General features: G+C 67.2%; 19 protein-coding genes. 12 read left to right on the top strand and 7 right to left on the bottom strand.

Annotated elements, in window-relative coordinates; all coding sequences use genetic code 11:
• Positions 1-4: 4 nt before the first annotated feature.
• From AC56DV_RS09155 to AC56DV_RS09145, 3 genes are all read left to right on the top strand, one after another.
• A complete protein-coding gene (locus AC56DV_RS09155) occupies positions 5-832 on the top strand; it encodes a carbohydrate ABC transporter permease (protein ID WP_496314709.1) in 828 nt (275 codons plus the stop codon).
• 10 nt (positions 833-842) lie between these two features.
• Positions 843-1,982, top strand: a complete 1,140-nt coding sequence (locus AC56DV_RS09150) for an ABC transporter ATP-binding protein (protein WP_496313988.1) — start codon at positions 843-845, stop codon at positions 1,980-1,982.
• A 217-nt stretch (positions 1,983-2,199) separates the two neighbouring features.
• Positions 2,200-3,849 carry an Ig-like domain-containing protein gene (locus tag AC56DV_RS09145; RefSeq protein ID WP_496313987.1) on the top strand — a complete coding sequence of 550 codons (1,650 nt, stop codon included), beginning with the start codon at positions 2,200-2,202 and terminating at the stop codon, positions 3,847-3,849.
• Between the two features lie 11 nt (positions 3,850-3,860).
• On the opposite strand, the gene AC56DV_RS09140 is transcribed toward AC56DV_RS09145, so the two are convergent.
• Positions 3,861-4,874, bottom strand: a complete 1,014-nt coding sequence (locus tag AC56DV_RS09140) for an aldo/keto reductase (RefSeq protein ID WP_496313986.1) — start codon at positions 4,872-4,874, stop codon at positions 3,861-3,863.
• 98 nt (positions 4,875-4,972) lie between these two features.
• Between AC56DV_RS09140 and AC56DV_RS09135 the strand changes: the two genes are divergently transcribed.
• Both AC56DV_RS09135 and AC56DV_RS09130 read left to right on the top strand, forming a co-directional pair.
• Positions 4,973-5,869 carry a LysR substrate-binding domain-containing protein gene (locus tag AC56DV_RS09135; protein WP_496313985.1) on the top strand — a complete coding sequence of 299 codons (897 nt, stop codon included), beginning with the start codon at positions 4,973-4,975 and terminating at the stop codon, positions 5,867-5,869.
• Positions 5,870-6,118: 249 nt separating this feature from the next.
• Positions 6,119-7,582 (top strand): c-type cytochrome, encoded by a 1,464-nt coding sequence (locus AC56DV_RS09130; protein WP_496313984.1) that lies wholly within the window; start codon positions 6,119-6,121, stop codon positions 7,580-7,582.
• Between the two features lie 14 nt (positions 7,583-7,596).
• On the opposite strand, the gene AC56DV_RS09125 is transcribed toward AC56DV_RS09130, so the two are convergent.
• The gene (locus AC56DV_RS09125) at positions 7,597-7,968 is read right to left on the bottom strand and encodes a c-type cytochrome (RefSeq protein WP_496313983.1); all 372 of its coding nucleotides are present in this window, start codon (positions 7,966-7,968) and stop codon (positions 7,597-7,599) included.
• Positions 7,969-8,214: 246 nt separating this feature from the next.
• On the opposite strand from AC56DV_RS09125, the gene AC56DV_RS09120 reads away from it, so the two are divergent.
• The 7 genes from AC56DV_RS09120 (at position 8,215) to AC56DV_RS09090 (ending at position 19,954) form a co-directional block, all read left to right on the top strand.
• A complete protein-coding gene (locus AC56DV_RS09120) occupies positions 8,215-9,501 on the top strand; it encodes a dicarboxylate/amino acid:cation symporter (protein WP_496313982.1) in 1,287 nt (428 codons plus the stop codon).
• A gap of 28 nt (positions 9,502-9,529) precedes the next feature.
• Positions 9,530-10,630 (top strand): porin, encoded by a 1,101-nt coding sequence (locus tag AC56DV_RS09115; protein ID WP_496313981.1) that lies wholly within the window; start codon positions 9,530-9,532, stop codon positions 10,628-10,630.
• A 60-nt stretch (positions 10,631-10,690) separates the two neighbouring features.
• On the top strand, positions 10,691-12,553 hold the full coding sequence (locus AC56DV_RS09110) for a sensor histidine kinase (protein WP_496313980.1): 1,863 nt from the start codon (positions 10,691-10,693) through the stop codon (positions 12,551-12,553).
• A gap of 8 nt (positions 12,554-12,561) precedes the next feature.
• On the top strand, positions 12,562-13,887 hold the full coding sequence (locus AC56DV_RS09105) for a sigma-54-dependent transcriptional regulator (protein ID WP_496314708.1): 1,326 nt from the start codon (positions 12,562-12,564) through the stop codon (positions 13,885-13,887).
• 116 nt (positions 13,888-14,003) lie between these two features.
• A complete protein-coding gene (locus AC56DV_RS09100; RefSeq protein ID WP_496313979.1) occupies positions 14,004-16,922 on the top strand; it encodes a hybrid sensor histidine kinase/response regulator in 2,919 nt (972 codons plus the stop codon).
• A 1-nt stretch (position 16,923) separates the two neighbouring features.
• Positions 16,924-19,059: a putative bifunctional diguanylate cyclase/phosphodiesterase gene (locus AC56DV_RS09095; protein ID WP_496313978.1), complete on the top strand. Its 2,136-nt coding sequence runs from the start codon at positions 16,924-16,926 to the stop codon at positions 19,057-19,059.
• A 127-nt stretch (positions 19,060-19,186) separates the two neighbouring features.
• Positions 19,187-19,954 (top strand): hypothetical protein, encoded by a 768-nt coding sequence (locus AC56DV_RS09090; protein ID WP_496313977.1) that lies wholly within the window; start codon positions 19,187-19,189, stop codon positions 19,952-19,954.
• Positions 19,955-19,970: 16 nt separating this feature from the next.
• Here the strand turns inward: AC56DV_RS09090 and AC56DV_RS09085 are convergent, their stop codons facing one another.
• The 5 genes from AC56DV_RS09085 to dnaX are packed head-to-tail and all read right to left on the bottom strand — an operon-like array spanning position 19,971 to position 25,152.
• Positions 19,971-21,188 carry a CaiB/BaiF CoA transferase family protein gene (locus AC56DV_RS09085; RefSeq protein WP_496313976.1) on the bottom strand — a complete coding sequence of 406 codons (1,218 nt, stop codon included), beginning with the start codon at positions 21,186-21,188 and terminating at the stop codon, positions 19,971-19,973.
• On the bottom strand, positions 21,188-21,778 hold the full coding sequence (gene recR / locus AC56DV_RS09080) for a recombination mediator RecR (RefSeq protein WP_496313975.1): 591 nt from the start codon (positions 21,776-21,778) through the stop codon (positions 21,188-21,190). Before recR ends, AC56DV_RS09085 begins: the two co-directional genes overlap by 1 nt.
• A 3-nt stretch (positions 21,779-21,781) precedes the next feature.
• Complete coding sequence (locus AC56DV_RS09075) at positions 21,782-22,072, bottom strand: YciI family protein (RefSeq protein ID WP_056397381.1); 291 nt, start codon at positions 22,070-22,072, stop codon at positions 21,782-21,784.
• 17 nt (positions 22,073-22,089) lie between these two features.
• Entirely contained in the window at positions 22,090-22,416 is a 327-nt protein-coding gene (locus AC56DV_RS09070; protein WP_496313974.1) for a YbaB/EbfC family nucleoid-associated protein, read from the bottom strand.
• A 36-nt stretch (positions 22,417-22,452) separates the two neighbouring features.
• Positions 22,453-25,152 (bottom strand): DNA polymerase III subunit gamma/tau, encoded by a 2,700-nt coding sequence (gene dnaX / locus AC56DV_RS09065; RefSeq protein WP_496313973.1) that lies wholly within the window; start codon positions 25,150-25,152, stop codon positions 22,453-22,455.
• Positions 25,153-25,246 lie beyond the last annotated feature (94 nt).

Below are 25,246 nucleotides of genomic sequence, written 5' to 3'. Positions count from 1 at the left end.
CCTGATGCTTTACACTTTACTGGTGCTGGTGGCCTTGTACTACCTGGCGCCGCTGTACGTGATGCTGACCACTTCCGTGAAAACACTGGACCAGATCCGCGACGGCAACCTGCTCGACTTCCCGCTGGCGCCCACCACCGCCGCCTGGAGCAAGGCCTGGTCGCAAGCCTGCACCGGCGTGCGCTGCGAAGGCCTGGCGCCCTACTTCTGGAACTCGATGCAGATGGCGATACCGGCCGTGCTGATCTCCAGCCTGATCGGATCGCTGAACGGCTACGTGCTGGCGCACTGGCGCTTCCCCGGCCACAACTTCGTGTTCACCGCGCTGATGGTGGGCTGCTTCATCCCCTTCCAGGTGGTGATCCTGCCGATGGCGCGCCTGCTCGGCATGGCCGAACTGGCCAACACCACCAGCGGCTTGATCGTGGTGCACATCATCTACGGCATCGCTTTCACCACGCTGTTCTTCCGCAACTACTACGTGACCGTGCCGGAAGAACTGGTGAACGCCGCGCGCATCGACGGCGCCGGCTTCTTCACGATCTACCGCCGCATCATCTTCCCGCTGTCGCTGCCCATCTTCATGGTGTGCTTCATCTGGCAGTTCACGCAGATCTGGAACGACTTCCTGTTCGGCGTGGTGTTCGGCGGCTCCGACGCGCAGCCGGTGACGGTGGCGCTGAACAACCTGGTCAACACCTCCACCGGCGTGACCGAATACAACGTGAACATGGCGGCGGCCATCATTGCCGCGCTGCCGACACTGCTGATCTACCTGGTCGCAGGCAAATACTTCGTGCGCGGCCTGACCGCCGGCGCCGTCAAAGGTTAAGGAGACTCTCATGGCAAGCTTATCTATCCGCAATGTGCGCAAGGTGTATCCGAACGGCGCCGAAATCCTCAAGGGCATCGACCTCGATATCGAGGACGGCCAGTTCCTGATCCTGGTGGGCGGCTCCGGCTGCGGCAAGTCCACCCTGCTGAACATGATCGCCGGGCTGGAAACCATTTCGCAGGGCGAGATCCGCATCGGCGAGCGCGTGGTCAACAAGGTGCCGCCCAAGGAGCGCGACATTGCGATGGTGTTCCAGTCCTACGCGCTGTATCCCACCATGACGGTGCGCGAGAACATCTCCTTCGGCCTGGGCATCCGCAAGGTGCCCAAGGCCGAGCAGGACGTGATCGTCAAGCGCGTGGCCGAAACGCTGCAGATGACGCACCTGCTGGACCGCAAGCCGGCCATGCTGTCCGGCGGCCAGCGCCAGCGCGTGGCCATGGGCCGCGCCATCGCGCGCGACCCGTCGCTGTTCCTGTTCGACGAGCCGCTGTCCAACCTGGACGCCAAGCTGCGCGTGGAAATGCGCGCCGAGATCAAGCTGCTGCACCAGCGCCTGGGCGCCACCATCGTCTACGTGACGCACGACCAGATCGAAGCGATGACGCTGGGCGACCGCATTGCCGTCATGCGCGACGGCGTGGTGCAGCAGTTCGGCAGCCCGCAGGAAATCTACGACCAGCCGGACAACCTGTACGTGGCCGGCTTCATCGGCTCGCCGTCGATGAATTTCCTGCGCGGCAAGCTGGTGCAGCATGGCGCCGGCGCTGCATTCGCGCTGGAGCACAACGGCGCCACCACCCTGCTGCCGCTGCCCGCCAACCATGCCGCCGCCGATCATTTCGGCGCCTGGCTGGGCCGCGAGCTGATACTGGGCATCCGCCCCGAGCACGTGACCGACGCGCTCAGCGCGCGCCGCGCCGAAACGCCGGAAGGCTACCACCCGATGGAAGTGGCCTGCACCATCGAGATGACCGAGCCCACCGGCCCGGACACGCTGGCCTTCGCCTGGTTCAACGGCGTGCGCGCCACCTGCCGCACCCATCCGCGCGCCGGCGCCGAGCCGGGCGCGCGCATCCCGCTGGCGTTCGACCTGTCCAAAGCCATCCTGTTCGACCCGGCCTCCGAAGAGCGCCTGGGGAAATAGTCCCGGCTTTACCGCTGCTCCCTCTTTTGACCGGCATTCGCCGGTCTTTTTTTTTGGAGGAAGCCAGCGTTTTCAAAGTTGAACGAAGTGTTGCCCGGCGTGAATTAGCAATCAGAAAATGAGTGCACACTCACCCGCAGCACGATTGAATTTGCTGTTGACCTGAGTGCCTTGCATCGGAATACTGACGAGCCCGATTACTCCAAGGCATTGTGACATGGCAACCGTTTCCGAAGTCCGCAGCACCACCCTCTCCGGCCTGAACCACATCGACGCACTCCTGAACAACTTGCCGAACTGGAACTACCAGACTTCCGGCGGCAACAACCTCTACTACAGTTTCTCCACCACCGCGGGCCTCGAAAGCGGCAACAGCGCCATCCTGAACGCGCCGCAGGCCTTCAGCGCCGCCCAGCAGACGGCGACGCGCGGCGCGCTGAACTACATCTCGCAGCTGACCGGCATCAAGTTCACGGAAACCGCCGACGGCAACGCGGCCCAGGTGCACTTCGCCAACGCCAACATCAGCGGCTCCAGCACCACCGGCCTGGACAGCTCGCGCTACAGCTACTCGTACGACGGCAACAACGTTGTCACCAGGTTCACGGCCGCCACCTGGGTCTACCTGGACAACGCGGAATGGGCCGGCATGAACGCCAACCTGACGGCCGGTACGCAGGGCTATGAAACGCTGCTGCACGAACTGGGCCACGCCATGGGCTTGAAGCACTCGTTCGAAGGCACCATCCGGCTGCCCGCCGCCACCGACAACACGGCCTACACGCTGATGTCCTACACCCACAGCGGCGGCGTGCATTCCACCTTCAGCGAATACGATGTGGCCGCGCTCAAATGGCTGTACGGCGGCGACGGCCTGGGCGGCGCGCTGGGCGTCAACTCCACCGGCGGCGGGCGCTACTTCACCGGCACCAGCCTGGCCGACACGCTGACCGGCACCGCCGCCAACGACATGCTGGAAGGCGGCGCCGGCAACGACAACCTGAACGGCGGCGCGGGCATCGACACCGCCTTCTACAACGGCCTGCGCAGCGCGTACACCGTCAAGCAAGTGAGCGCGTCCGCGTGGAGCGTGGCGGGCGCGCAGGGCAGCGATATGCTGAGCAACATCGAGCAGCTGCGCTTCAGCGACGGCACTATCGCCATCGCCCCGTCCGGCCCCGTGACGCCGCCGGCGGACACCACCGCACCGAGCCAGCCGACGCTGGTGTTTACCAAGGACGGCTGGGCCGCCGCCAGCGGCAACCATCCGACCTTCAGTGGTGTGGCCGAGGCGGGCGCCAAGGTGGAAATTTTCAACGGCACGACTAGCATGGGCGTGGGCACGGCGGCGGCCAACGGCGCCTGGAGCATCACGCCGGTAGCGGTGGGCAACGGCAGCTACCACGTCACTGCCAGGGCGACCGATGCGGCGGGCAATGTGTCGGCGGCCTCGGCGGCGAAGGACTTCACGGTGCTGAGCGCGCGCAACGTGACCGGCACGGCGGGCAACGACAGCCTGGCCGCGCTCATCGCCAACAACTACATCGACGGCGGCGCCGGCACCGATACCGTGGTCTACAGCGGCGTGCGCGCCAACTACACGGTGGGCAAGACGGCCTACGGCTACAAGGTGACCGACGTGGCCGGCACGGGCGGCGGCAGCGACCTGCTGGTGCGCAGCGAGTTCGTCAAGTTCGCGGACCTGACCATCGCGCTCGACAACAGCGGCATCATCGTGCAGTCCGCCAGCGCCAGCGCGCAGTTCAGCTCGGCCGCGCCTGACTTGGTTCCGGCGCTGGCGCCCGAGCACGAGATCCAGCTCATCGGCCGCCATACGCACGCGGACGAGCACGCGCACTTCGCTTAAGCGGCTGCGGCTTACGCCCCGAACGGCAGCGGCGCGTTGGCGGCCACCAGCTGTTCGGCGCGCAGCGCGTGCCAGAACTCGGCGGGGATCTTCTCCGCCATGGCCGCCGCGTCTTCCGCGATGCGCTCCGGACGGCTGGCGCCCGGGATCACCGCCGCCACCGCCGGATTGGCCAGCGCGAACTGCAGCGCCGCCGCCTTGATGCTCACGCCAAAGCGCTGCGCCAGCGCTTTCAGGCGCGCCACCTTGGCCAGGATTTCGGGCGACGCCTGCTGGTATTCGAAAGTCTGGCCGCCGGCCAGCACGCCCGAGCTGTACGGGCCGCCCACCACGATCTCGGCGCCGTGCTCCAGCGACATCGGCATCACGCGCTGCAGGGCGCTGGCGTGGTCCAGCAAGGTGTAGCGGCCCGCCAGCAGGAAGCCGTCCGGCTGCGGTTCGTCCAGCGCCAGCGTCAGCTCGATCGGCTCGACGCGGTTCACGCCCAGGCCCCAGCCCTTGATGACGCCTTCGGCCTTCAGCCGCGACAGCGCGCGGAAGGCGCCGGTGCGGGCGCTTTCGAAATGCATCAGCCACTCGTCGCCGAAGAAATCCTGCGCCACGTCGTGCACCCAGACGATGTCGAGGCGGTCCGTCTTCAGGCGCTTCAGGCTGCCCTCGATGGAGCGCAGCGTGGCGTCGGCCGAGTAATCGTTGACGATCTTGTTGCGGTTGCCGTGCTCGAACAGGCCGCCCTTCTCGCCGAAACTGCGCTGGGACGGGTCTTCCAGCTCATCCAGGATCACGCGGCCCACCTTGGTGCTCAGCACATAGTCATTGCGCGGACGCTTGCTCAGCGCCTCGCCCAGGCGGATCTCCGCCAGGCCCGCGCCGTACAGCGGCGCCGCGTCGAAGAAGCGCACGCCGTGCTCCCAGGCCGCGTCCACCGTGGCCAGCGCTTCGGCCTCGGGAATGTTGCGGAACATATTGCCCAGCGGGGCGGTGCCGAAACCCAGTTGGCCTGGCAGCTTATCTTTGAGACTCATTGCATTTCCTTTCGAGAAGTTGATGATGAAATCTTAGCTTGCCAACTTAATGCGGTCCAAGACATAATTTGCACAACTTAAGTCTCTACAGGTCTAACATGCTGGATCTACGCCAACTCAGCTATTTCGTCGCCGTGGCCGAAGAAGAGCATGTGGGGCGCGCCGCCGAGCGGCTGCACATTTCGCAATCCCCGCTCAGCAGGCAGATCGCCCAGCTGGAAGAGCGGCTGGGCTTGATGTTATTCGAACGCAGCCAGCAGCGCATCCGCCTTACGGCCGATGGCAAGACCTTTCTGGCCGAAACGCGCGCCTTCCTCACGCATGGGCAGCGGCTGGAATCGCTGGGCCGCCGGCTGGGCCGGGGCGACGAAGGCGGGCTGTGCATAGGCTATGTGGAAAACGCCATGCATTCCGGCGTGCTGCCGGCCGCACTGCGCGGCATCCGCACCACGCGGCCGGCGGTGCATGTGGCGCTGTACAGCCAGCAGTCGTCCGACCAGCTGGAAGGCCTGCGCCAGCGCAGCCTGGACGTGGCGCTGGTGTGCGCGCCGCCGGCGGCGGACGATCCGGACCTGGCGTGCGTGCAAGTGCTGAGCGACCCCATGCTGCTGGCCCTGCCGGCCGGTCATCCGCTGGCGCAGCCGCAGTGGCTGGAGCGGCCGCTGGCGGCCACCGACCTGCGCAGCCAGGAATGGATCGCCATCCAGCACAAGGACGGCGCGCTGGAGCACGACCAGCTGACCATCACCTGCGCCAAGGCCGGCTTCACGCCGGACGTGCGCATGCTGGCGCCCGAGCCCGCTACGGCGCTGGGCCTGGTGGCGGCGGGCCTGGGCATCGCCATGATCCAGCAAAGCCTGCGCCACCAGGCGCCGCCCGGCGTGGTGCTGCGCGAGGTGCCGTGGTTCGAGTACCGCACGCCGCTATGGGTGGCCTGGCACCGCGTGACGCTGCGGCCGCTGGTGGATATCTTCCGGCAGATACTGGTGGCCTAGCCCCCTTGCCGGCTATGGGAAGAAGTCCTGCGACTGCACCAGTTCCGCCGGCCAGGGCCACTTGGCGGGCAGCGCATCGTAGCAGCGCCACTTGTTCGGCCGCCCAGGCCGTAATATCGTCGTCATAAGCCGTAGCGTCCATGGCGCCCTCCCGTAACGCTGAGACAGCAGCGGGGGAAAAAGTTCCCTGCGGATGGGGCTGGATGACGGTAAGATGCGCGGGTCCCTACAACAACATTTCTACTTGCCATGAACAAGTTCCTACGAGTACGCCTGGCCGGGCTGCTGTGCCTGTCCGCGCTGGCGCCGTTCGCCGCCCATGCCGCCATCCAGGCCGGCGAAAAACTGTACCAGGCGCATTGCGCGTCCTGCCACGGCGTGAAGCTGGAAGGCGCCACCGGCCCCAGCCTGATCGACCAGGTCTGGCTGCACGGCGCCCCCACCAAGGCCAACCTCATCACCGTGATCAGCAAGGGCGTGGCCGACAAGGGCATGCCGCCCTGGTCGCCCACGCTGAACGCGGCGCAGATTGCGCAACTGGCGGACTACGTGGCGCAAGGCGCCCGCACCGGCGGCAAAACGGCCGCAGGCGCCGGCACGGCCGCACCGGCTGCGGCCGCCGCAGCAGCCACGGCCTCCGCAGCCAAGGCCGCCCCCGCCGACAAGACCGCCACCATCCTGAGCGGCTTGAAGCTGCCGAAAGGCTTCCGCATCGCCGTCTACGCCGACAAGGCGGAAACCGCGCGCTCGATGGCCGTGTCCGACAGCGGCATCGTCTACGTGGGCTCGCGCAAGGCCGGCAAGGTGTACGCGCTGGTGGATGCCGACAAAGACGGCGTGGCCGAAAAAGTGGTCACCATTGCCGAAGGCCTGCAGAACCCGATCGGCGTCACGCTGCTGAACGGCGCGCTGTACGTGGCCGAAATCTCGCGCATCATCCGCTTCGACAATATCGACGCCAGCTACGCCGCCAAACCGGCTTATAAAGTGGTGAAAGCCGACCTGCCGAAAGAAACCTGGCACGGCGAGAAGTTCATCAAGACCGGCCCGGACGGCAAGATCTACGTGCCGATCGGCGCCCCCTGCAACACCTGCAACAAGGAAGAGCAGCCGTATTCCAAGATCTGGCGCATGAACGCGGACGGCAGCAACTTCGAGGAATATGCGCGCGGCATCCGCAACACCGTCGGCTTCACCTGGCATCCGCAAACCAAGGAGATGTGGTTCACCGATAACGGCCCGGACATGATGGGCGACAACACGCCGTCGTGCGAGCTGAACGTGGCGCCCAAGGCCGGCCTGCACTTCGGCTTCCCTTACTGCCACGGCGGCGTGCTGCCCGATCCGGAGTTCGGCAAGACGCAAGCCTGCGAGCAGTTCGTGGCGCCGGTCGCCAAGCTGGGGCCGCACGTGGCGCCGCTGGGCCTGGGCTTCTACACCGGCACCCAGTTCCCGCAGCAGTACCGCAACAACCTGTTTATCGCCGAACACGGTTCCTGGAACCGCGACAACAAGATCGGCTACAAGGTCAGCCTGGTGACGCTGTACAACAGCAAAGTGGTGAGCACCACCACCTTCATCGACGGTTTCCTGCGCGACGGCGACGAAGTGGTGGGCCGCCCGGTCGATATCGCCGTGCTGGCCGACGGCTCCATGCTGGTGTCCGACGACCATGGCGGCCGCATCTACCGCGTCACCTACGCCGGTAAATAACTACGGCGCCGCGGCTAACGCTGCGTGCGCAGATACGCCACCAGGTTGGCGATCTGCTGCTCGTCCCCGATACCCCAGAATCGCATCTGGTTATCGGGGACCACCCGGCTGGGCGACTTCAGGAACGCCGCCAGCTTCTGCTCGGTCCACACGATGCCGGACTGCTTCATGGCCGGCGAATATCTGTAATCCGCCGTCGCCCCTGCCTTGCGTCCCACGATCCCGTTCAGCTGCGGCCCGAAGGCCCCGCGCGCGGCAGGCCCCACCTGGTGGCAGGTCGCGCAGCGCTTGAACGCCCGCTGCCCCGCCGCCGCGTCGCCCTGCATCACATCCCCCTGCGCCGCCGCCATGGCGGGCAGCATCAGCAATAAAAACACTCGCAGCATCACGGCTCTTCCGCATCCATTGATGCCAGCAGTCTAGCACCCCGTCCAAAGTTTCATACGCAGGCCGTGCCGGCCGTCCAAACTCCGAGACGAGAAGATTGCATGGCAGAATCATTGCGCTGCCCACCACCTTACAAATCAAACACTTACCGGCAATTCTCTTCATGAAAACGGCAGGCACACGGCTTGCTAAAGAGGCAGGACTCCGCCTTCCGCGCGGGGACCTGACTACAAACGGAGACCGGTATGCAAAAGAAGCGCCCCCTCACCCTCTACATCCTGATCGCGATGCTGCTCGGCATCGCCGTCGGCTATGCCTGTCACACGGTGTTTCCCGACAAGAAACTCACCGCCGACATTTCCGCCCACATCTCGCTGGTGACCGACATCTTCCTGCGCCTGATCAAGATGATCATCGCGCTGCTGGTGTTCTCCACCCTCACCGTCGGCATCGCCAACCTGAGCGACGGCAAGGCCGCCGGCCGCATCGGCGCCAAGGCCTTCGCCTGGTTCATCGTCGCCTCGCTGTGCTCGCTCGCGCTGGGCATGGTGCTGTCGAACCTGATGCAGCTGGGCACCAACCTCGGCCTGCCGCTGCCCGCCATCGACGCCAGCACCGGCCTGAAGACCTCGGCCTTCACGCTGAAGGACTTCATCAGCCACGTGGTGCCCAAGTCGCCGATCGAGGCCATGGCCAACAACGAGATCCTGCAAGTGCTGGTGTTCTCCATCTTCTTCGGCTCCGCGCTGGGCGCGCTGGGCGCGCTGGGCGACGCCGGCAAGCGCCTGCTGGCCGTGATCGACGAGCTGGCGCAAGTGATGCTGCGCATTACCGGCGCCATCATGAACCTGGCCCCGCTGGCCGTGTTCGCCGCCATGGCGTCGGTGGTCACCACCAACGGCCTGGGCATCCTGGCCACCTTCGCCAAGTTCATGGGCGGCTTCTACCTGGGTCTGTTCTGCCTGTGGGTGCTGCTGATCGGCGCCGGCTTCGCCGTGCTGGGTCCGCGCGTGTTCCGCCTGGTCGGCCTGATCCGCGAACCTTTCCTGCTGGCCTTCTCCACCGCCAGTTCCGAAGCGGCCTATCCGAAACTGCTGGTGGCGCTGGACAAGTTCGGCGTGCAGCGCCGCATCTCCAGCTTCGTGCTGCCGATGGGCTATTCCTTCAACCTGGACGGCTCGATGATGTACTGCACCTTCGCCGTGCTGTTCATTGCGCAAGCCTACGGCATCGACCTGTCGGTCGGCACCCAGATCACCATGCTGCTGTTGTTGATGCTGACCTCCAAGGGCATGGCCGGCGTGCCGCGCGCGTCGCTGGTGGTGATCGCCGCCACCTTGACCCAGTTCAACATTCCCGAAGCGGGCCTGCTGCTGCTGATGGGCGTGGACCAGTTCCTCGACATGGGCCGCTCGGCCACCAACGCCGTCGGCAACGCCGTCGCCACCGCCGTGGTGGCGAAGTGGGAAGGCGCGCTGGGCGAAGAAGAAACCGATAAAGCCGACGAGCACGCCTACGTGCGCGCCGCATAACCATAACCATAGCAATCACGGAGACCTTATGAAATACAGCCTGACCACTTCCCTGCTGGCCCTGGCCTGCTGCACCGCGCAAGCGCAATCCGCCATCAAGGTGTACGGCGTGGCCGACGCCGGCCTGGTGATCGAACGCGGCGGCGACGGCGCCACCACCAAGGTCGGCAGCGGCCTGGCCTCCGGCTCGCGCCTGGGCTTCAAAGGCACGGAAGACCTGGGCAACGGCCTGTCCGCCGGCTTCGTGCTGGAGAGCGGCATCAACATCGACAGCGGCACCTCCGGCCAGGGCGGCCTGACCTTCGGCCGCCAGTCCTATGTATCGTTGAGCAGCAGCACGCTCGGCACTGTCAGCGCCGGCCGCCAGTACTCGCCCTACTACAAGGTGCTGCGCGACGTGGCCGACCCGTTCGGCGACGGCCTGGCCGGCCAGGCCGCCAACCTGATGGTGCCCAACGCGCGCATGGACAATGCGGTGGTGTACGCCACGCCGACCCTGGCCGGCTGGTCCGCCAACGTCGCCTACGGCGCGGGCGAAGTGGCCGGCAACAGCACCCGCAAGCGCGCGCTGAGCGGCGCGGTCAGCTACAGCGCCGGTCCGGTGGCCGTGTCGCTGGCGCACCACCGCCGCGAAGACGCCCTGGCCAGCACGCACGCGCGCAACAGCATGCTGGCCGCGCGCTACACGCTGGGCGCCTACCAGCTGCACGCCGCCTACGCCGCCAACCGCGGCATGGGCACGGTGGGCGGCAGCATCCTGGGCACGGTGGTGACCGGCAGCAGCGGCGGCAGCGGCCTGGCCACGCTGGCCGGTTCGGGCGCGGTGGCAGCCGGCCCGGTCGGCGCGCCCGGCGTGGCCAGCCGCGATCTGCTGCTGGGCCTGTGCGCCACCTTCGGCCCGCACAGCTTCGCCGGCTCGGTGGTGCAGCACGCGGACCGCAGCGCCGCCGACAAGGACGCGCGCCAGTACGGCGTAGCCTATCTGTACGCGCTGTCCAAGCGCACCGACGTGTACACCGCCTACGCCCGCATCCGCAACACCAACGGCGCCACCTTCACGGTGGGCAACGCCAGCGACGACGGCAAAGGCCACAGCGCCATCAATATCGGCCTGCGCCATCTGCTGTAAGGCCCGGGCAAAAGCTGCGCGCGCCGGTCCGGGCGCGCAGGTTTGTTATAGTTGCGCCTGATGCCAGCCCTGTCCGACACCACCGTTACCGCCCAGGCGCACATGCGCCGGCCCCATCACGTCCGCACCGTGTGGGGGCTGGTGCTGCTGGCCGGCCTGGCCCTGCCCTATCTTGCCTACTGGTGGGTGAACCTGGTGACCACGGAGCGCCTGCGCGCTGCGGGCGCGCAGCGGCTGGAGGTGTACGCCACCAGCCTGGAAAACCTGCTCGACAAATACGACCTGGTGCCGCGCATGCTGGAGCTGGAGAAGGACGTGGTCGCCCTGCTGGAAAAACCGGGCGACGAAGACTTGCGCAACAGCGTCAACGAATACCTGGAAGGCCTGAACCGCAAGGCCGGCTCCAGCAACATCTACATCGTCAACCTGCAGGGCCGCACGCAGGCGGCCAGCAATTGGCGCAGCAAGGACAGCTTCGTCGGCGACGACGTCAACTTCCGCCCCTACATCCGCAATGCGCTGCGCGGCCACCCGGGCGGCTTCTACGGCGTGGGCACCACCAGCCTGGAGCCGGGCTACTTCTACGCGCACGGCATCTACAAGGACGGCCGCATGCTGGGCGTGGCCGCCATCAAGGTCAGCATCGAGAGCCAGCAGCTGAGCTGGGCCCAGGGCGCCGACAAGGTGGCGCTGGTGGACCCGAACGGCGTGCTCTTCCTCAGCTCGGCCTCGGCCTGGAAATTCAAGACGCTGCGGCCGCTGCCGGCCAGCGTGCGCGCCGAGCTGGAGCAGACGCGCCAGTACCATGAGCAGGCGCTGCCCGTGCTCACGCTGGCGCACGACGAGCCGCTGCGCAACGGCACCCGCCTGCTGGCCATCCGCGACAGCAACAACGGCCTGGCTGCCGCGCCGCCGCGCATGCTGGCGCAAACCCGCTCGCTGGCGCCGCGCGACTGGACCTTCATCTACCTGTCCGACCTGAGCGCGGCGCGCAGCAACGCCCGCGTGGCCTTCCTGTTCGCGCTGCTGGCCTACGGCTTCCTGGTGCTGCTGTTCCTGTACTGGCGCCAGCGGGTGCAGTCCAAGGAGGACATGCAGCACGCGTACGGCAACCTGGAACGCATGGTGGACGAGCGCACCGCCAGCCTGGCGCGCATGACGCAGGACCTGAGCAAGGAAGTGGAGGTGCGGCGCCAGGCGGAACAGCAGCTGCACATCACGCAGAACGAGCTGTTCCAGGCCGGCAAGATGGCGGTGCTGGGCCAGATGTCGGCCAGCATCACGCACGAGCTGAACCAGCCGCTGACGGCGCTGCGCACCATGTCCGACAACGCCGTGCTGCTGTTCGAGCGCGGCCGCATGGACGACGTGCGCAACAACCTGAAAACCATTTCCCAGGTGGTCGCGCGCATGGGCACCATCACCGGCAAGCTGAAGAGCTTCGCCCGCAAGTCCAACGCCGAGCTGGCGGCGGTGTCCATCCACACCTCGATTTCCAACGCGCTGGTGCTGGTGGAGCGCCGCCTGCAGCTGGACAAGGTGAGCTTCCAGCTGCACATCGACCAGGCCGACATCTACGCGCTGTGCGACAGCAACCGCCTGGAACAGGTGCTGCTGAACCTGATGACCAATGCGCTCGACTCGATGGCCGGCTGCCCGGTGCGCCTGCTGCGGCTGGACGTGAACAGCACGCCGGAGCGCGTGTTCATCCGCGTGTCGGACAGCGGCCCCGGCCTGAGCGAGGAGGCGCGCACGCGGCTGTTCGAGCCGTTCTACACCTCCAAGCCGCAAGGCGAAGGGCTGGGCCTGGGCCTGGCCATTTCAGAACAAATCATCCGCGATTTCGGCGGCAGCTTGCACGCGGAACAGGCCAGTGCCGGCGCCTGCTTCGTCATCGAACTCAAAGCGGCACAGGAGACGTGATGGACGACATGATGAACTCGATCCAGGTGATCCTGGTCGAAGACGACCCCACCGTGCGCGCCGGCAGCGCGCAGGCGCTGGACCTGGCCGGCTTTATCGTGCACAGCCACGAAAGCGCCGAGCCGGTGGCCAAGCTGCTGCAGCCGCACAGCGCGGCGGTGCTGGTGAGCGACGTGCGCCTGCCCGGCATGAGCGGGCTGGAGCTGCTGGCGGCGGCGCGCGCCATCGACGCCGATCTGCCGGTGATCCTGGTCACCGGCCACGGCGACATCGCGATGGCGGTGCAAGCCATGCACGACGGCGCCTACGACTTCATCGAAAAGCCCTACTCGTCCGAGCAGCTGGCCGAGGTGGTACGGCGCGCGGCCGACAAGCGCCGCCTGCAGCTGGAAGTGCGCGCGCTGCGCCAGCGCCTGGAGCACAGCGCCGGCATCGACGCCTACCTGCTGGGCAACGCGCCCGCCATGCAGGCCCTGCGGCGGGTGATACTGGACGTGGCCAGCCAGCCGGCGGACGTGCTGATCTACGGCGAAACCGGCACCGGCAAGGAGCTGGTGGCGCGCTGCCTGCACCAGTTCAGCGAGCGCGGCAAGCACCACTACGTGCCGGTCAATTGCGGCGCGATACCGGAAACCATCTTCGAGAGCGAGCTGTTCGGCCACGAGCAAGGCGCGTTCACCGGCGCGGCCAAGCGCCAGATCGGCAAGATCGAGCACGCCGCGCAGGGCACGCTATTCCTGGACGAAATAGAGAGCCTGCCGCTGGCCATGCAGGTGAAGCTGCTGCGCGTGCTGCAGGAACGCTACATCCAGCGCCTGGGCTCGAACACGCCGGTGCCGCTGGACGTGCGCGTGATCGCCGCGTCGAAGGAAGACTTGAAGGACTACTCGGACCAGGGCAAGTTCCGCAGCGACCTGTACTACCGGCTGAACCTGATCGTGCTGCACATTCCGCCGCTGCGCGAGCGCCGCGAGGATATCCCGCTGCTGTTCGAACACTTCATGCTGGATGCGGCGGCGCGCTACAAGCGCCCCTGCCCGGTGGTGCCGGCGGCCCAGATGCAGCAGCTGATGGCGCAGGACTGGCCCGGCAATGTGCGCGAGCTGCGCAACGCGGCGGACCGCTTCGTGCTGGGCCTGTCGGCCTGCGCCGAGGCCGCGCCGCCGGCGCCGCTGGCGGACCAGGTGAGCGCGTTCGAGCGCATGCTGATCGAGCAGGCGCTGCGCGCCGCCGGCGGCAACGTGGCCGAAGCCTGCGCCGCGCTGGGCTTGCCGAAGCAGACCCTGTACCACAAGCTGCAGAAATACGGCCTGGCGGCAGAGGATTTCAGGTGACAAGGCCTGGTTCGCGGAGATAAGCCCGCGCAACCCGCGCAACATTAGATGCATATCAAGGTGTCGGAATTCCTGGCAGTTATATTTTTCCTAACGGAAATGGCCAGGATAGGCATATGTTCAGCTTCGAACGCTCCGGCCTGAGCCGGAAACTCACCTTGATCAGCGCCTTGTCGACCGGCGGCGCGCTCTTGCTGGCGTTCGCTGTGTTTGCCACCACGCACGTGATGAGCCAGCTGGAGCATGAACGGCGCCAGCTGTTCGCCTTGGCCGGCGGCCTGGCCGCCAGCAGCGAGATCGCGCTGCTCTATGTTGATCCATCGCAAGGAGACCAGGTGCTGGCCCTGGCCGGCTTCGAGGGCCGCGACGATATCCGCCAGGTGGCGTTGTTCGACCGCGACGGCAAGCTGCTGTCGCGCATCAGCCCGCGCCAGGACCAGCTCCCGCCGCCCAAGGACCTGGCGCCGCGCGCGCTGGCCGAGCTGGGCAAGGCGGGCGCGTACGAACTGAGCGGCCCGCCGTGGGCTCCCGGCCTGCGCCAGTTCCGCGGCGTGCATTTCCAGCACGACCAGGTGGGCGCGGTGATGGTGGAAGCGGCCCTGCCGCGCATGTGGCTGGACGTGCTGCAAAACCTGCTGGGGGGCGCGGCGGCGGCGCTGCTGTCGTTCTTCACGGCGCTGCTGCTGGCGCGCCGCTTCCGCGACAACATCGCCGAGCCGATCGGCAGCCTGATCGCGGCCGCGCGCCAGACCGCCGACGGCCAGCCGGGCGCGCCGGTGCTGCACGCGCGCAGCGACGAGCTGGGCGCGCTGATCGACAGCTTCAACGACATGCTGGTGCAGATCGCCAGCCGCGACGCCAAGCTGGCACAGTACCGCGACCAGCTCGAGCGCCAGGTGGGCGTGCGCACCGAGCAGCTGGAAAAGGCCAAGAACGCGGCCGAGGCCGCCAGCCAGGCAAAGAGCAATTTCCTGGCCACCATGAGCCACGAGATCCGCACGCCGATGAACGGCGTGCTGGGCATGACCGAACTGCTGCTGGCCTCGCCGCTCAGCCCGCAGCAGCGCCACTACACCAGCATGGTCAAGCGCTCGGGCGAGCATTTGCTGTTCATCATCAACGACATCCTGGACTTCTCGAAGATCGAGGCCGGCAAGCTGACGGTGGAATACATCCACTTCAATTTCCGCGAGCTGCTGGACGATATCGACAACGTGTTCTCGCCGCAGGCGCAGGCCAAGCGCGTGCTGCTGGAGTTCGCCATCGCCAACGACATCCCGGTGGCCATCTGCGGCGATCCGAACCGGCTGCGCCAGGTGCTGTTCAACCTGCTGGGCAACGCCATCAAGTTCACCGAGACCGGCAAGATCACCGTCAAGGTGCATGTGACGAGCGAGGACGCGCAGTCGGTCGGCCTGCGCTTCGAGGTGCACGACACCGGCATCGGCGTCTCGCGCGAGGCGCGGGCCCGCATTTTCGACTCCTTCTCGCAGGCCGACGGCTCCACCACCCGCAAGCACGGCGGCACCGGCCTGGGCCTGGCGATCTCGAAACAACTGGTGGAGCTGATGGGCGGCACGATCGGCGTCGACCATGCTTTAACGCAAGGTTCGATCTTTTGGTTCGCTGTACAGTTCGACAAGCGCCGCGAAGCCGATGACGCGTCGTTCGACCAGGACATGACTTTGGGAATGCGGGCCTTGATCGTGGACCAACACAGCGACAGCCGGGTGCTGCTGGAGCGCCAGCTGGCGCGCTGGCAACTGCACAGCGACAGCGCCGCCAGCGCGGAGGCGGCGCTGCGCATGCTGCACGAGGCGGCGGCGCGCGGCCATCCTTACGACGTGGCGCTGCTGGACATGGAACAGCGCCTGGGCAGCGGCCTGATGCTGGCGGCCGAGATCAAGGCCGACGCGGCCATCCCGGCCGTGCGCGTGCTGCTGCTGAGCGACGAGCGCAACGCGGCCGACACGCGCCAGCGGCGCGAAGCGGGCGTGGCCTTCCAGCTGATCAAGCCGCCCCGCGCCTGCGACCTGTACGACTGCATCGTGACGCCGGTGCGTGGCGGCGACAGCGCCCGCCAGCCGCCGCGCGCGGCCCCGCCCCAGCCGGGCGCACTGCCGCCGCCGGCGCCGGCCGCGCCGCGCACGCCGGCCGGCGGCGACAAGCCGCGCGCGCGGCAGCGCAACAAGGTGCTGCTGGCCGAGGACAACCCGGTCAACGTGGAAGTGGCGTCGGCCATGCTGCAAGGGTTGGGGCTGGACGTCAGCCTGGCCTCCAACGGCGCCGAAGCGCTGGACGCGGTGCGCGAAAACCAGTTCGACCTGGTGCTGATGGATTGCCAGATGCCGGTGATGGACGGCATGGCGGCCACCGCCGAAATCCGCCGCCACGAGCAGCAGCGCGGCGCCTCGCAGCACCTGCCGGTGGTGGCCATCACCGCCAACGCCATGCCGGGCGACCGCGAAACCTGCCTGGCGGCCGGCATGGACGACTACCTGAGCAAGCCCTTCACGCAGCAAGGCCTGGGCGACACGCTGGCGCACTGGATCGCGCTGCCGCTGGCCGCCACCCTGGCGCGCGACGCCGCCGGCTATCCCGACGACGACGACCTCGGCACCCTCGTGCTGGCCGACGAGCCCGCCGCGCCGGCCCCGGCGGCCATCAACGCCCAGGCGCTGGACAATATCCGCGCGCTGCGGCCCGGCCAGGGCGGCGCGCTGCTCAAGCGCGTGCTGCAAGCCTTCCTGGCCGACACCCCGCGCCACCTGGCGGCGCTGCGCGCGGCGCTGATACCAAACGTGGCCGGGGGCGGCGGCCGCGGCGGGGCGGAAATCGTGCGGCGCACCGCCCACAGCCTGAAATCGAGCAGCGCCAACGTCGGGGCCGACGTGCTGGCCGCGCTGTGCAAGGAACTTGAACACCAGGCCAGCGCCGGCCTTCCAGATGGCGCCCTCCCCCTGCTCTCCGGCATCGAGCGGGAATTCGACGCAGTGCGGCAATCGCTCGGCGCCATCCTAGAGAAGGAACCATGACATGGCAGCGCACCCCTCCCTCAAACGCGGCACCGTGCTGGTCGCCGACGACGATCCCGTGATGCGGTTGCTGATGCTGGAAATGCTGGCCCAGGTGGGCCTGGACGCGGTGGAAGCGGAAGACGGCCCGGCCGCCATTGCCAGCTTCCAGCGCCAGCCGCCCGACCTGGTGCTGCTGGACGTGGACATGCCCAACATGGACGGCTTCGCGGTCTGCCGCGCCATCCGCGCGCTGCAGGCGCTGGAAGCGCTGGAGGCGGCGGCCACCGTGCCCATCATCATGGTCACCGGCGGCGACGACCTGGAAGCCGTGACCCAGGCCTACGAGGTGGGCGCCACCGATTTCGTGTCCAAGCCCATCAACTGGCCCATCCTCGGCCACCGCGTGCTGTACGTGCTGCGCGCCAGCGACGCCATCGCCCGCCTGCGCGTGGCCGACGCCCACAACCGCGCCGTGCTGGCCGCCATCCCGGACACCTTCTTCCGCCTGGACCGCGACGGCGTCTACCTCGACTACGAACAGGGCCACGAGGCCGGCAGCGCCTTTCCGCTGGAACAGTGCGTGGGGCGCCACGTCGGCGACGTGCTGCCGCCGCATATCGCCGGCCACCTGCTGGAGCAGACCCGGGCCGTGCTGGCCTCACAGCAGATCCGCTCCTTCGACTATGAGTTGCAGCTGGGCCAGCAGCTGCGCCATTTCGAGGCGCGCCTGGTCAGCACCGGCGCCGGCGACGTGCTGGGCCTGGTGCGCGACATCAGCGAACGCAAGCGCGCCGAGGAGCAGATCCGCCGCCTGGCCTATTGCGACAGCCTGACCGGCATTCCCAACCGGCAAGCCTTCCTGGAACTGCTGGAACGCGAGCTGGCCCACTCGCGCCAGGCCGGCAAGAAGTTCGCCGTGCTGTTCATGGACCTGGATTCCTTCAAGCGCATCAACGACACGCTGGGCCACAACGTGGGCGACCTGCTGCTGCAAACGGTGTCCGAGCGGCTGCGCGAAACCATCCGCCCGAGCGACGTGGTCAGCCACATGGCGAGCGGCAACCACCTGGCGCGCCTGGGCGGCGACGAATTCACCATCCTGATCCCCGACCTGGACCGGGTGGAAGACGCGCTGGCCGTGGCGCAGCGCGTGAAGGACGCCATGCGGCGCCCCTTCCAGCTGGACGGCAACGAAATCTTCGTCACCGCCAGCATCGGCATTTCGCTCTACCCGGAAGACGGCGAGGACAGCGAATCGCTGCTCAAGTACGCCGACACGGCCATGTACCACGCCAAGAACTGCGGCAAGAATAACGCCAAACTTTACAGTTCCTCGCTGACCATGCAGATCATGAGCCACGTGAAGCTGGAAGTGGGCTTGCGCAAGGCGCTGCAGAACAACGAGCTGTACCTGCTGTACCAGCCGCAGATCGACGTGCCCAGTTCGCAGATCGTGGGCGTCGAGGCGCTGGTGCGCTGGCGCCATCCCGAGCACGGCGTGATCCCGCCCAACGACTTCATCCCGCTGGCCGAGGAAACCGGGCTGATCGTGCCGATCGGCGAATGGGTGCTGCGCACCGCCTGCACCCAGGCCAAGGCCTGGCAGCAGACCTGCCGGCGCGCCATCCGCATGGCGGTGAACCTGTCGGCGCGCCAGTTCAAGGACGAGAACCTGACCCAGATCGTGCTCTCGGCGCTGGGCGACACCGGCCTGGAGCCGCGCCTGCTGGAGCTGGAGCTGACCGAGGGCACGCTGATGGACGACGCGCGCGCCACCATGGTGATGCTGGAGCAGCTGCGCGGCATTGGCGTGCTGCTGTCGATCGACGACTTCGGCACCGGCTACTCGTCGATGAGCTATCTGAAGCGCTTCGACGTGCGCGCGCTGAAGATCGACAAGAGCTTCATCATCGGCCTGCCGCAGGATTCGGAAAACGCCGCCATCACGCGCGCCATCATCGCCATGGCGCACGGCCTGAAGATGATCGTGGTGGCCGAGGGCGTGGAGACCGACGAGCAATTGACGCTGCTGGAACAGTACGGCTGCGACCTGGCGCAAGGCTATTTCCTGGGCCGCCCCTCGCCGCAGGAATCCATTACCCAGATGCTCAAGGTGCAGCGCGCCCCGACGTCGCCCACCCATAGCGCGCCGTAAAGCGTCGCCTTTTTTAACACTGGCGCCGGGTTTGAAAGCGGGGGCCGCCGCAAGTGCTTGATTCTGATGGGACCGGGCCCGGCTGGCACTGAATATGCTGCTGGTACAGCATACTCAGGAGGGCATCATGGCAATCTGGCCAAGCGCAATGCAGGTAGTGCTGGGGCTGCCTGTTATCGAAAGCGTCAGCGGCAAGCTGATCGTAACCCCTGAAATCATCAACGCGGGCGGCTCGGCCATCCGCCGTTTGATGTGCCACGACGTCACACTGGGCTGCTCCCGCCGGCTGGGACCGCCGCACGGCTACCCGGTGGTGCTGGGCGACGTCGAGCGCAGCGGCACGGCGCGCATGACGGCGGTGTTTTCCGGCATCGGCATGCTGGCCGGCGCGCAATACCTGCTGACGGTGCGCGGCAGCTACATCGTCGACGATATCAGTTTTCCGCTGGCGCTGACGCGCTATGTGCAGGTGCCGGCGCCGGCCGGCGTCGATGTGCCGCGCCAGCCGCACCAGCTGCGCGCGCGCGTGGCCAGCGCGGTGTGCACCGACTTCTGGAACTACGAACTGGTCAATGAGGAAGAAGCCGGCAGCGGGCTCGACATCGTCGGCTTCGCGCTCAGCCTGGCCGCGCCCATCACCGTGACCGGCATCCCGCTTGGCTGGACCATGGAAACCGATTCGGTGAGCTTCGTGCGCTGGTCGGTGCTGCCGCAGGAACGGGGCTTGCCCGGCCGCATCGGCCCCGGCCGCTCGCAGAGCGGCTTCCAGCTGATGAGCCCGCATACCCGCTCGGAGGCCACGCTCAGCACGCTGCACGCATGGGACCACGTGGCCGACCGGCCCGGCCCGGCGGCGCTGGACTACGCCGTGGTGCCGTACCGGTACGGCATGTGAAGAATGTCCACGCCGCTTAGAGCACGCCGTCGCCGCGCAGCGCGGCGATGTCGGCTTCGCTGTAGCCCAGCGCGCCCAGCACTTCGTCGTTGTGCTGGCCCAGCGAAGGGCCGAGCCAGTTGGTGTGGCCCGGCGTTTCGGACAGTTTGGGCGAGATCGCCGGCAGCTTGACCGGCGTGCCGTCGGCGAAATGGTGTTGCTCGAACATGTTGCGGGCAAGGAACTGCGGGTCGCTCATCATGTCGCGCACCGAGTAGATTTTCCCGGCCGGCACGTCGGCCGCCTTCAGCACGGCCAGCGCCTCATCGATGGTCAGCGTGTCGCACCATGCCTGGATCGCGCCGTCGATCTCCGCCGTGCGCTGCACGCGGCCGTCGTTGCGCTCCAGTTGCGGATCGCCCGCCATGTCGATGCGGCCCATGGCCAGCATCAGGCGCTTGAAGATGGCGTCGCCGTTGCCGGCGATGACGATGTTCTCGCCATCCCTGGTGGTATAGGTGTTGGACGGCACGATGCCCGGCAGCGAACCGCCGGTGCGCTCGCGCACCACGCCGGCATGGTCGTATTCCGGCACCAGCGACTCCATCAGGTTGAACACCGACTCGTACAGCGCCACGTCCACCATCTGGCCCTGGCCCGCGTCGCGTCCGCCGGTGGCGTCGCGGTGGCGCAGCGCCATCATGGCGCCGATCACGCCGTGCAGCGCGGCCACCGAGTCGCCGATCGACACGCCAACGCGCACCGGCGGCCGGTCCGCGTGGCCGGACACGTAGCGCAGCCCGCCCATCGATTCGCCGATGGCGCCGAAGCCGGGCAAATCCTTCATCGGCCCGGTCTGGCCGAAGCCGGACAGGCGCACCATGATGACGGACGGCTTGACAGCCTTGAGCTGCTCGTAGCCCAGCTCCCACTTCTCCAGCACGCCGGGGCGGTAGTTCTCGATGATGATGTCCGCTTCCAGCGCCAGCTGTTTCGCAATGGCGCGGCCGCGCGGGTCCTTCATGTTGAGGGTGATGCTTTTCTTGTTGCGCGACTGCACCGACCACCACAGCGAGGTACCGTCCTTCAGCACCCGCCATTTGCGGATCGGATCGCCGTCGCCGGGCGCTTCCACCTTGATCACCTCGGCGCCGAACTCGCCCAGCATGCGCGCGCAGAAAGGCCCGGCGATCAGCGTGCCGAGTTCGAGAACTTTGATGCCCTTTAAAGGGCCGTGCGTCGGTTTGTTGTCCACTAGGTCGCGCGCCTGTCGAGCATGGCGCGCGCGATGGTGCCCGCGTCCACATATTCAAGCTCGCCGCCGACCGGCACGCCGCGCGCCAGCCGGCTCACCTTCAGTCCGCGCGCCTTCAGCATCTCGCTGATGTAGTGCGCGGTGGCTTCGCCTTCGTTGGTGAAATTGGTGGCCAGCACCACCTCGCCGACCACGCCGTCATTGGCGCGCTCGACCAGCTTTTCCAGATGAATATCCTTGGGACCGATGCCGTCCAGCGGCGACAGCCGGCCCATCAGCACGAAGTACAGGCCCTTGTAGGTCAGGGTCTGCTCTATCATCATCTGGTCGGCGGGCGTCTCCACCACGCACAGCATGCGCCGGTCGCGCTGCTCGTCGCTGCAGGTGCCGCAGATCTCGTCTTCGGTGAAGGTGTTGCACAGCGCGCAGTGGTGCACCGCCTCCACCGCCTGGAACAGCGCGCGCGACAACATGGACGCGCCTTCGCGGTCGTGCTGCAGCAAGTGGTAGGCCATGCGCTGCGCCGACTTCGGCCCTACGCCCGGCAGGCGGCGCAAGGCCTCCGTGAGGAATTCCAGCGATGTCGCCATAAATCAGCCTTGCTTGAAGGCGCTCAGGATATCGGCCGTCATGGTGGGCACGAATTCGGTGATGGTGTAGCTGGCGGCGCCGGCCTCGTTGAAGGGATCGAGTTCGATCACCGCTTCGATGTCGGCGCGGCTGTCCGCCGTGGCGATGATGATGCCGCCGGTGCGCGGCACCATGCGGCCCGACATGAGGAACATGCCGTTGTCATACTGCTCGCGCAGGTACTCGCGGTGCGCGGCCAGGAGCGCGTCGATTTCCTCGGCCGGCTTCAAATACGTGAGCGAGATGATGAACATGACTGAATGAGCCTGGCTCAGAAAGGCATCTTGAAGCCGGCCGGCAGGTTCATGCCGGAGGTCAGGCCCGCCATTTTCTCGGCGGAAGTCGCTTCGGCCTTGCGCACAGCGTCGTTGAAGGCGGCGGCCACCAGGTCTTCCAGCATGTCCTTGTCGTCGGCCAGCAAAGACGGGTCGATCGACACGCGCTTGACGTCGTTCTTGCAGGTCATCACGACCTTGACCAGGCCGGCGCCGGACTGGCCTTCGACTTCGATCAAACCCAGTGCGTCCTGGGCTTTTTTCATGTTGTCCTGCATTGCTTGCGCCTGCTTCATCAGGCCAGCCAGTTGGTTTTTCATCATGATGATGTTCTCCGTGTCAGATTCAATAAGTATAAATTAATGCGCGGGCGGGGCCGGCGGCGGCACGATGGAACCCGGCACCACGAAGGCGCCGAACTCGCGGATCATGCTCTGGATAAACGGGTCGTTGGCCACGGTCTCCTCGGCGGCGCGCTGCACCGCTTCGCGGTGCGCCTGGGCTTCGGCGCTGGCGGTGTACCAGGTCGGGCCGAGTTCGGTCTCCACGCGTACCGGGCGGCCGAAGCGTTCCGTCAGCGCCGCAGCCAGTTTCTCTACATTGGGCGGGGTGCGCCAGGTTTCAATCGGCACGCGCACGTGAAATACCGCGCTGTGCGCGCCGTCCGGCACGCAGGCGATCAGTTCGGCCTGGGTGGCAAGCTGCTGGGCCACGCCGCGCAGCGGCAGCCGGGCCGACAGCGCGGGCCAGTTGCCGTCCCAGTCCAGCTCGGGAACCGGCGTGATGACGTAGGCGTGCGGCGCCTTGGCCGGGGCCGGAGCGGCACGCGGCGCGAAGGTCGGCTGCTGCTGGGCTTGCTGGCCGTTGTCGGGCTGGCCATTGTTTTGCTGCGCGTAATTCTGCTGGCCATACGCCTGCGGCGCCGAGTCGGCCTGGCCGGCCGCGGGCATCGCGCTGTCATCTGAGAATTCGGTGACCCAGGGCGGCAAGTCGTCGTCAGCCGCAGCGGGGGCCGGGCGTGGCGCCGGCTGACGCTGCGGCGCATTGTGCTGCATCGGCTGTGGCACTTGCTGCTGTGCTGCCTGCTGCTGCACTGCCTGCTGCGTAGGCGCGTCCATCACGGCGGCACCCATTGCCGGGCGGCCATCATCCCACGGCGCGCCTGGTTGTGAACGTTGCGCGGGTGCCGCAGGCGCGTCATCCCATGGTGCGGACGCTGGCGCGCGCGAGGCCGGCATGGCGGGCGCATCGTCCCATGGCGCGGTCTTCTGCGGAGCGGAATTCTGAGGTGCCGGGGCGGGCGCGGCTTGCGCTGGTGCTGGTGCTGCAGGCGCATCCTCCCAAGGCGCCGGCTGGCGCGCCGGCGCGGCGCTTTGAGCTGGCGCAGGAGCGGGCGGCACGGCTTCTGGCGCGGCGGCGGCAGGAGTTGGCGGCGTCAGGGCCGGACGGCTGCTCACCGGCTTCTGGCCGGACGCGGCGCGGGCTGCTTCGAGCGCAGCCTGGATCGCGGCACGCGCAGGGCTGAGCGGAGCACTGGACGCCGGTGGCTGGGCAGCGGCCGGGGCCGGGGCCGGGGAAAATGCTGGTGCTGGTGCTGGTGCTGGTGCTGGTGCTGGTGCTGGTGCTGGTGCCGGTGCTGCTGCCGGCGCTTGACTAGCGGCCGCTGGCGCCGGAGCTTGCACTTGTGCGGGCATTGCTGGCGCCGGCATTGCTGCCGGTGCCGCAGGACGCTGAACTGGAGCGGCTGCATCGGCGCGGGCCATGGCGGCGGCGCCGGCTACCACCGACGGCGGCGGCACGGACAAATGGCTGGCAGCCGACACCGAAGCAGCGCGCGCCTGCGCCCCACCCTGCGGCGCGCCACCCACAGGCAACCCCGCCGCAGCGGCTGCGGCGCGGGCCGCGCCCGGACCGCGCGCTACCGCTGGCGCGGCCGACGGTACCCCTTCGGCGCCACCGACGCCGGGGCGAAAGGCCAGCATGCGCAACAGGGTCATCGAGAACCCCGCATATTCATCCGGCGCCAGGCCCAGTTCATTGCGGCCATGCACGGCAATCTGGTAATACAGCTGCACTTCTTCCGCGTCGAACGCGGCCGCCAGGCGCACGATGTCCGCATACTCGGGCAAGTCCGACGGCACCGCCGACGGCACTGTCTGCGCCAGCGCGATGCGGTGCAGCAAGGTGCCCAGGTCCTGCAAGGCGCCGTTGTACGACAGGCTGCGCGTGGCCATCTCATCGGCCACGGCCAGCAGATCGGCGCCGTCCTGCGCAGCGAGCGCGTCCAGCAGGCGGATCAGGTAAGACTGATCCAGCGCGCCCAGCATCCCCTGCACCGCATCCAGCGTAACCTCACCGGCGGCGTAAGCGATGGCCTGGTCGGTCAGCGATAGCGCGTCGCGCATGGACCCGTGCGCGCCCTGGGCGAGCAAACGCAGCGCCGGCTGTTCAAAGGTGATGCCCTCCTGGCCCAGAATATTGTCCAGGTGGCTGATGATGTGTCCAGGCGGCATCTGCTTCAGGTTGAACTGAAGGCAGCGCGACAGCACGGTCACGGGAATTTTTTGCGGATCGGTGGTCGCCAGGATGAACTTCACGTGCTCCGGCGGTTCCTCCAGCGTCTTCAGCATCGAGTTGAAGGCGTGGTTGGTCAGCATGTGCACCTCGTCGATCATATAGACCTTGAAGCGCGCATTCGACGGCGCGTACACCGCCTGCTCCAGCAGTTGCGCCATTTCATCGACGCCGCGGTTGGACGCAGCGTCCATCTCTATATAGTCTACGAAGCGGCCGCCGTCGATGGCGGTACAGGCTTCGCACACGCCACACGGGGTGGCGGTGATGCCGCCGCTGCCGTCCGGGCCGACGCAATTGAGCGATTTGGCCAGGATGCGCGACAGCGTGGTCTTGCCGACGCCCCGCGTGCCGGTAAATAAATAAGCGTGGTGCAGGCGGCCGCTGTGCAGCGCGTGCGTGAGCGCGCGCACGACGTGCTCTTGGCCGACGAGCGTTTCAAAGTTCCGGGGACGGTATTTGCGGGCGAGGACTTGATAGGACATGGCAGGGATTTTACCGTAGATAGCCAGTGCTGCGGTCAACATTAGACGATGCACATCACTTCGCTTACACTCTTGCTTTCCTTTTAACAACTGA

It is taken from the genome of Massilia sp. BGA-UO-ETr-WB1, from assembly GCF_059567845.1.
This window is presented reverse-complemented; position numbering and strand designations above follow the sequence as displayed.

What these genes read in the sequence shown, in the direction of transcription:
- AC56DV_RS09075 (WP_056397381.1), bottom strand. Translation starts at nt 22,072, where the DNA reads ATGTTCATCATCTCGCTCACGTATTTGAAGCCGGCCGAGGAAATCGAC.
- AC56DV_RS09100 (WP_496313979.1), top strand. Translation starts at nt 14,004, where the DNA reads ATGTTCAGCTTCGAACGCTCCGGCCTGAGCCGGAAACTCACCTTGATC.
- AC56DV_RS09145 (WP_496313987.1), top strand. Translation starts at nt 2,200, where the DNA reads ATGGCAACCGTTTCCGAAGTCCGCAGCACCACCCTCTCCGGCCTGAAC.
- AC56DV_RS09090 (WP_496313977.1), top strand. Translation starts at nt 19,187, where the DNA reads ATGGCAATCTGGCCAAGCGCAATGCAGGTAGTGCTGGGGCTGCCTGTT.
- AC56DV_RS09150 (WP_496313988.1), top strand. Translation starts at nt 843, where the DNA reads ATGGCAAGCTTATCTATCCGCAATGTGCGCAAGGTGTATCCGAACGGC.
- AC56DV_RS09110 (WP_496313980.1), top strand. Translation starts at nt 10,691, where the DNA reads ATGCCAGCCCTGTCCGACACCACCGTTACCGCCCAGGCGCACATGCGC.
- AC56DV_RS09140 (WP_496313986.1), bottom strand. Translation starts at nt 4,874, where the DNA reads ATGAGTCTCAAAGATAAGCTGCCAGGCCAACTGGGTTTCGGCACCGCC.
- AC56DV_RS09135 (WP_496313985.1), top strand. Translation starts at nt 4,973, where the DNA reads ATGCTGGATCTACGCCAACTCAGCTATTTCGTCGCCGTGGCCGAAGAA.
- dnaX (WP_496313973.1), bottom strand. Translation starts at nt 25,152, where the DNA reads ATGTCCTATCAAGTCCTCGCCCGCAAATACCGTCCCCGGAACTTTGAA.
- AC56DV_RS09125 (WP_496313983.1), bottom strand. Translation starts at nt 7,968, where the DNA reads ATGCTGCGAGTGTTTTTATTGCTGATGCTGCCCGCCATGGCGGCGGCG.
- AC56DV_RS09155 (WP_496314709.1), top strand. Translation starts at nt 5, where the DNA reads ATGCTTTACACTTTACTGGTGCTGGTGGCCTTGTACTACCTGGCGCCG.
- AC56DV_RS09070 (WP_496313974.1), bottom strand. Translation starts at nt 22,416, where the DNA reads ATGATGAAAAACCAACTGGCTGGCCTGATGAAGCAGGCGCAAGCAATG.
- AC56DV_RS09120 (WP_496313982.1), top strand. Translation starts at nt 8,215, where the DNA reads ATGCAAAAGAAGCGCCCCCTCACCCTCTACATCCTGATCGCGATGCTG.
- recR (WP_496313975.1), bottom strand. Translation starts at nt 21,778, where the DNA reads ATGGCGACATCGCTGGAATTCCTCACGGAGGCCTTGCGCCGCCTGCCG.
- AC56DV_RS09095 (WP_496313978.1), top strand. Translation starts at nt 16,924, where the DNA reads ATGGCAGCGCACCCCTCCCTCAAACGCGGCACCGTGCTGGTCGCCGAC.
- AC56DV_RS09105 (WP_496314708.1), top strand. Translation starts at nt 12,562, where the DNA reads ATGATGAACTCGATCCAGGTGATCCTGGTCGAAGACGACCCCACCGTG.
- AC56DV_RS09115 (WP_496313981.1), top strand. Translation starts at nt 9,530, where the DNA reads ATGAAATACAGCCTGACCACTTCCCTGCTGGCCCTGGCCTGCTGCACC.
- AC56DV_RS09130 (WP_496313984.1), top strand. Translation starts at nt 6,119, where the DNA reads ATGAACAAGTTCCTACGAGTACGCCTGGCCGGGCTGCTGTGCCTGTCC.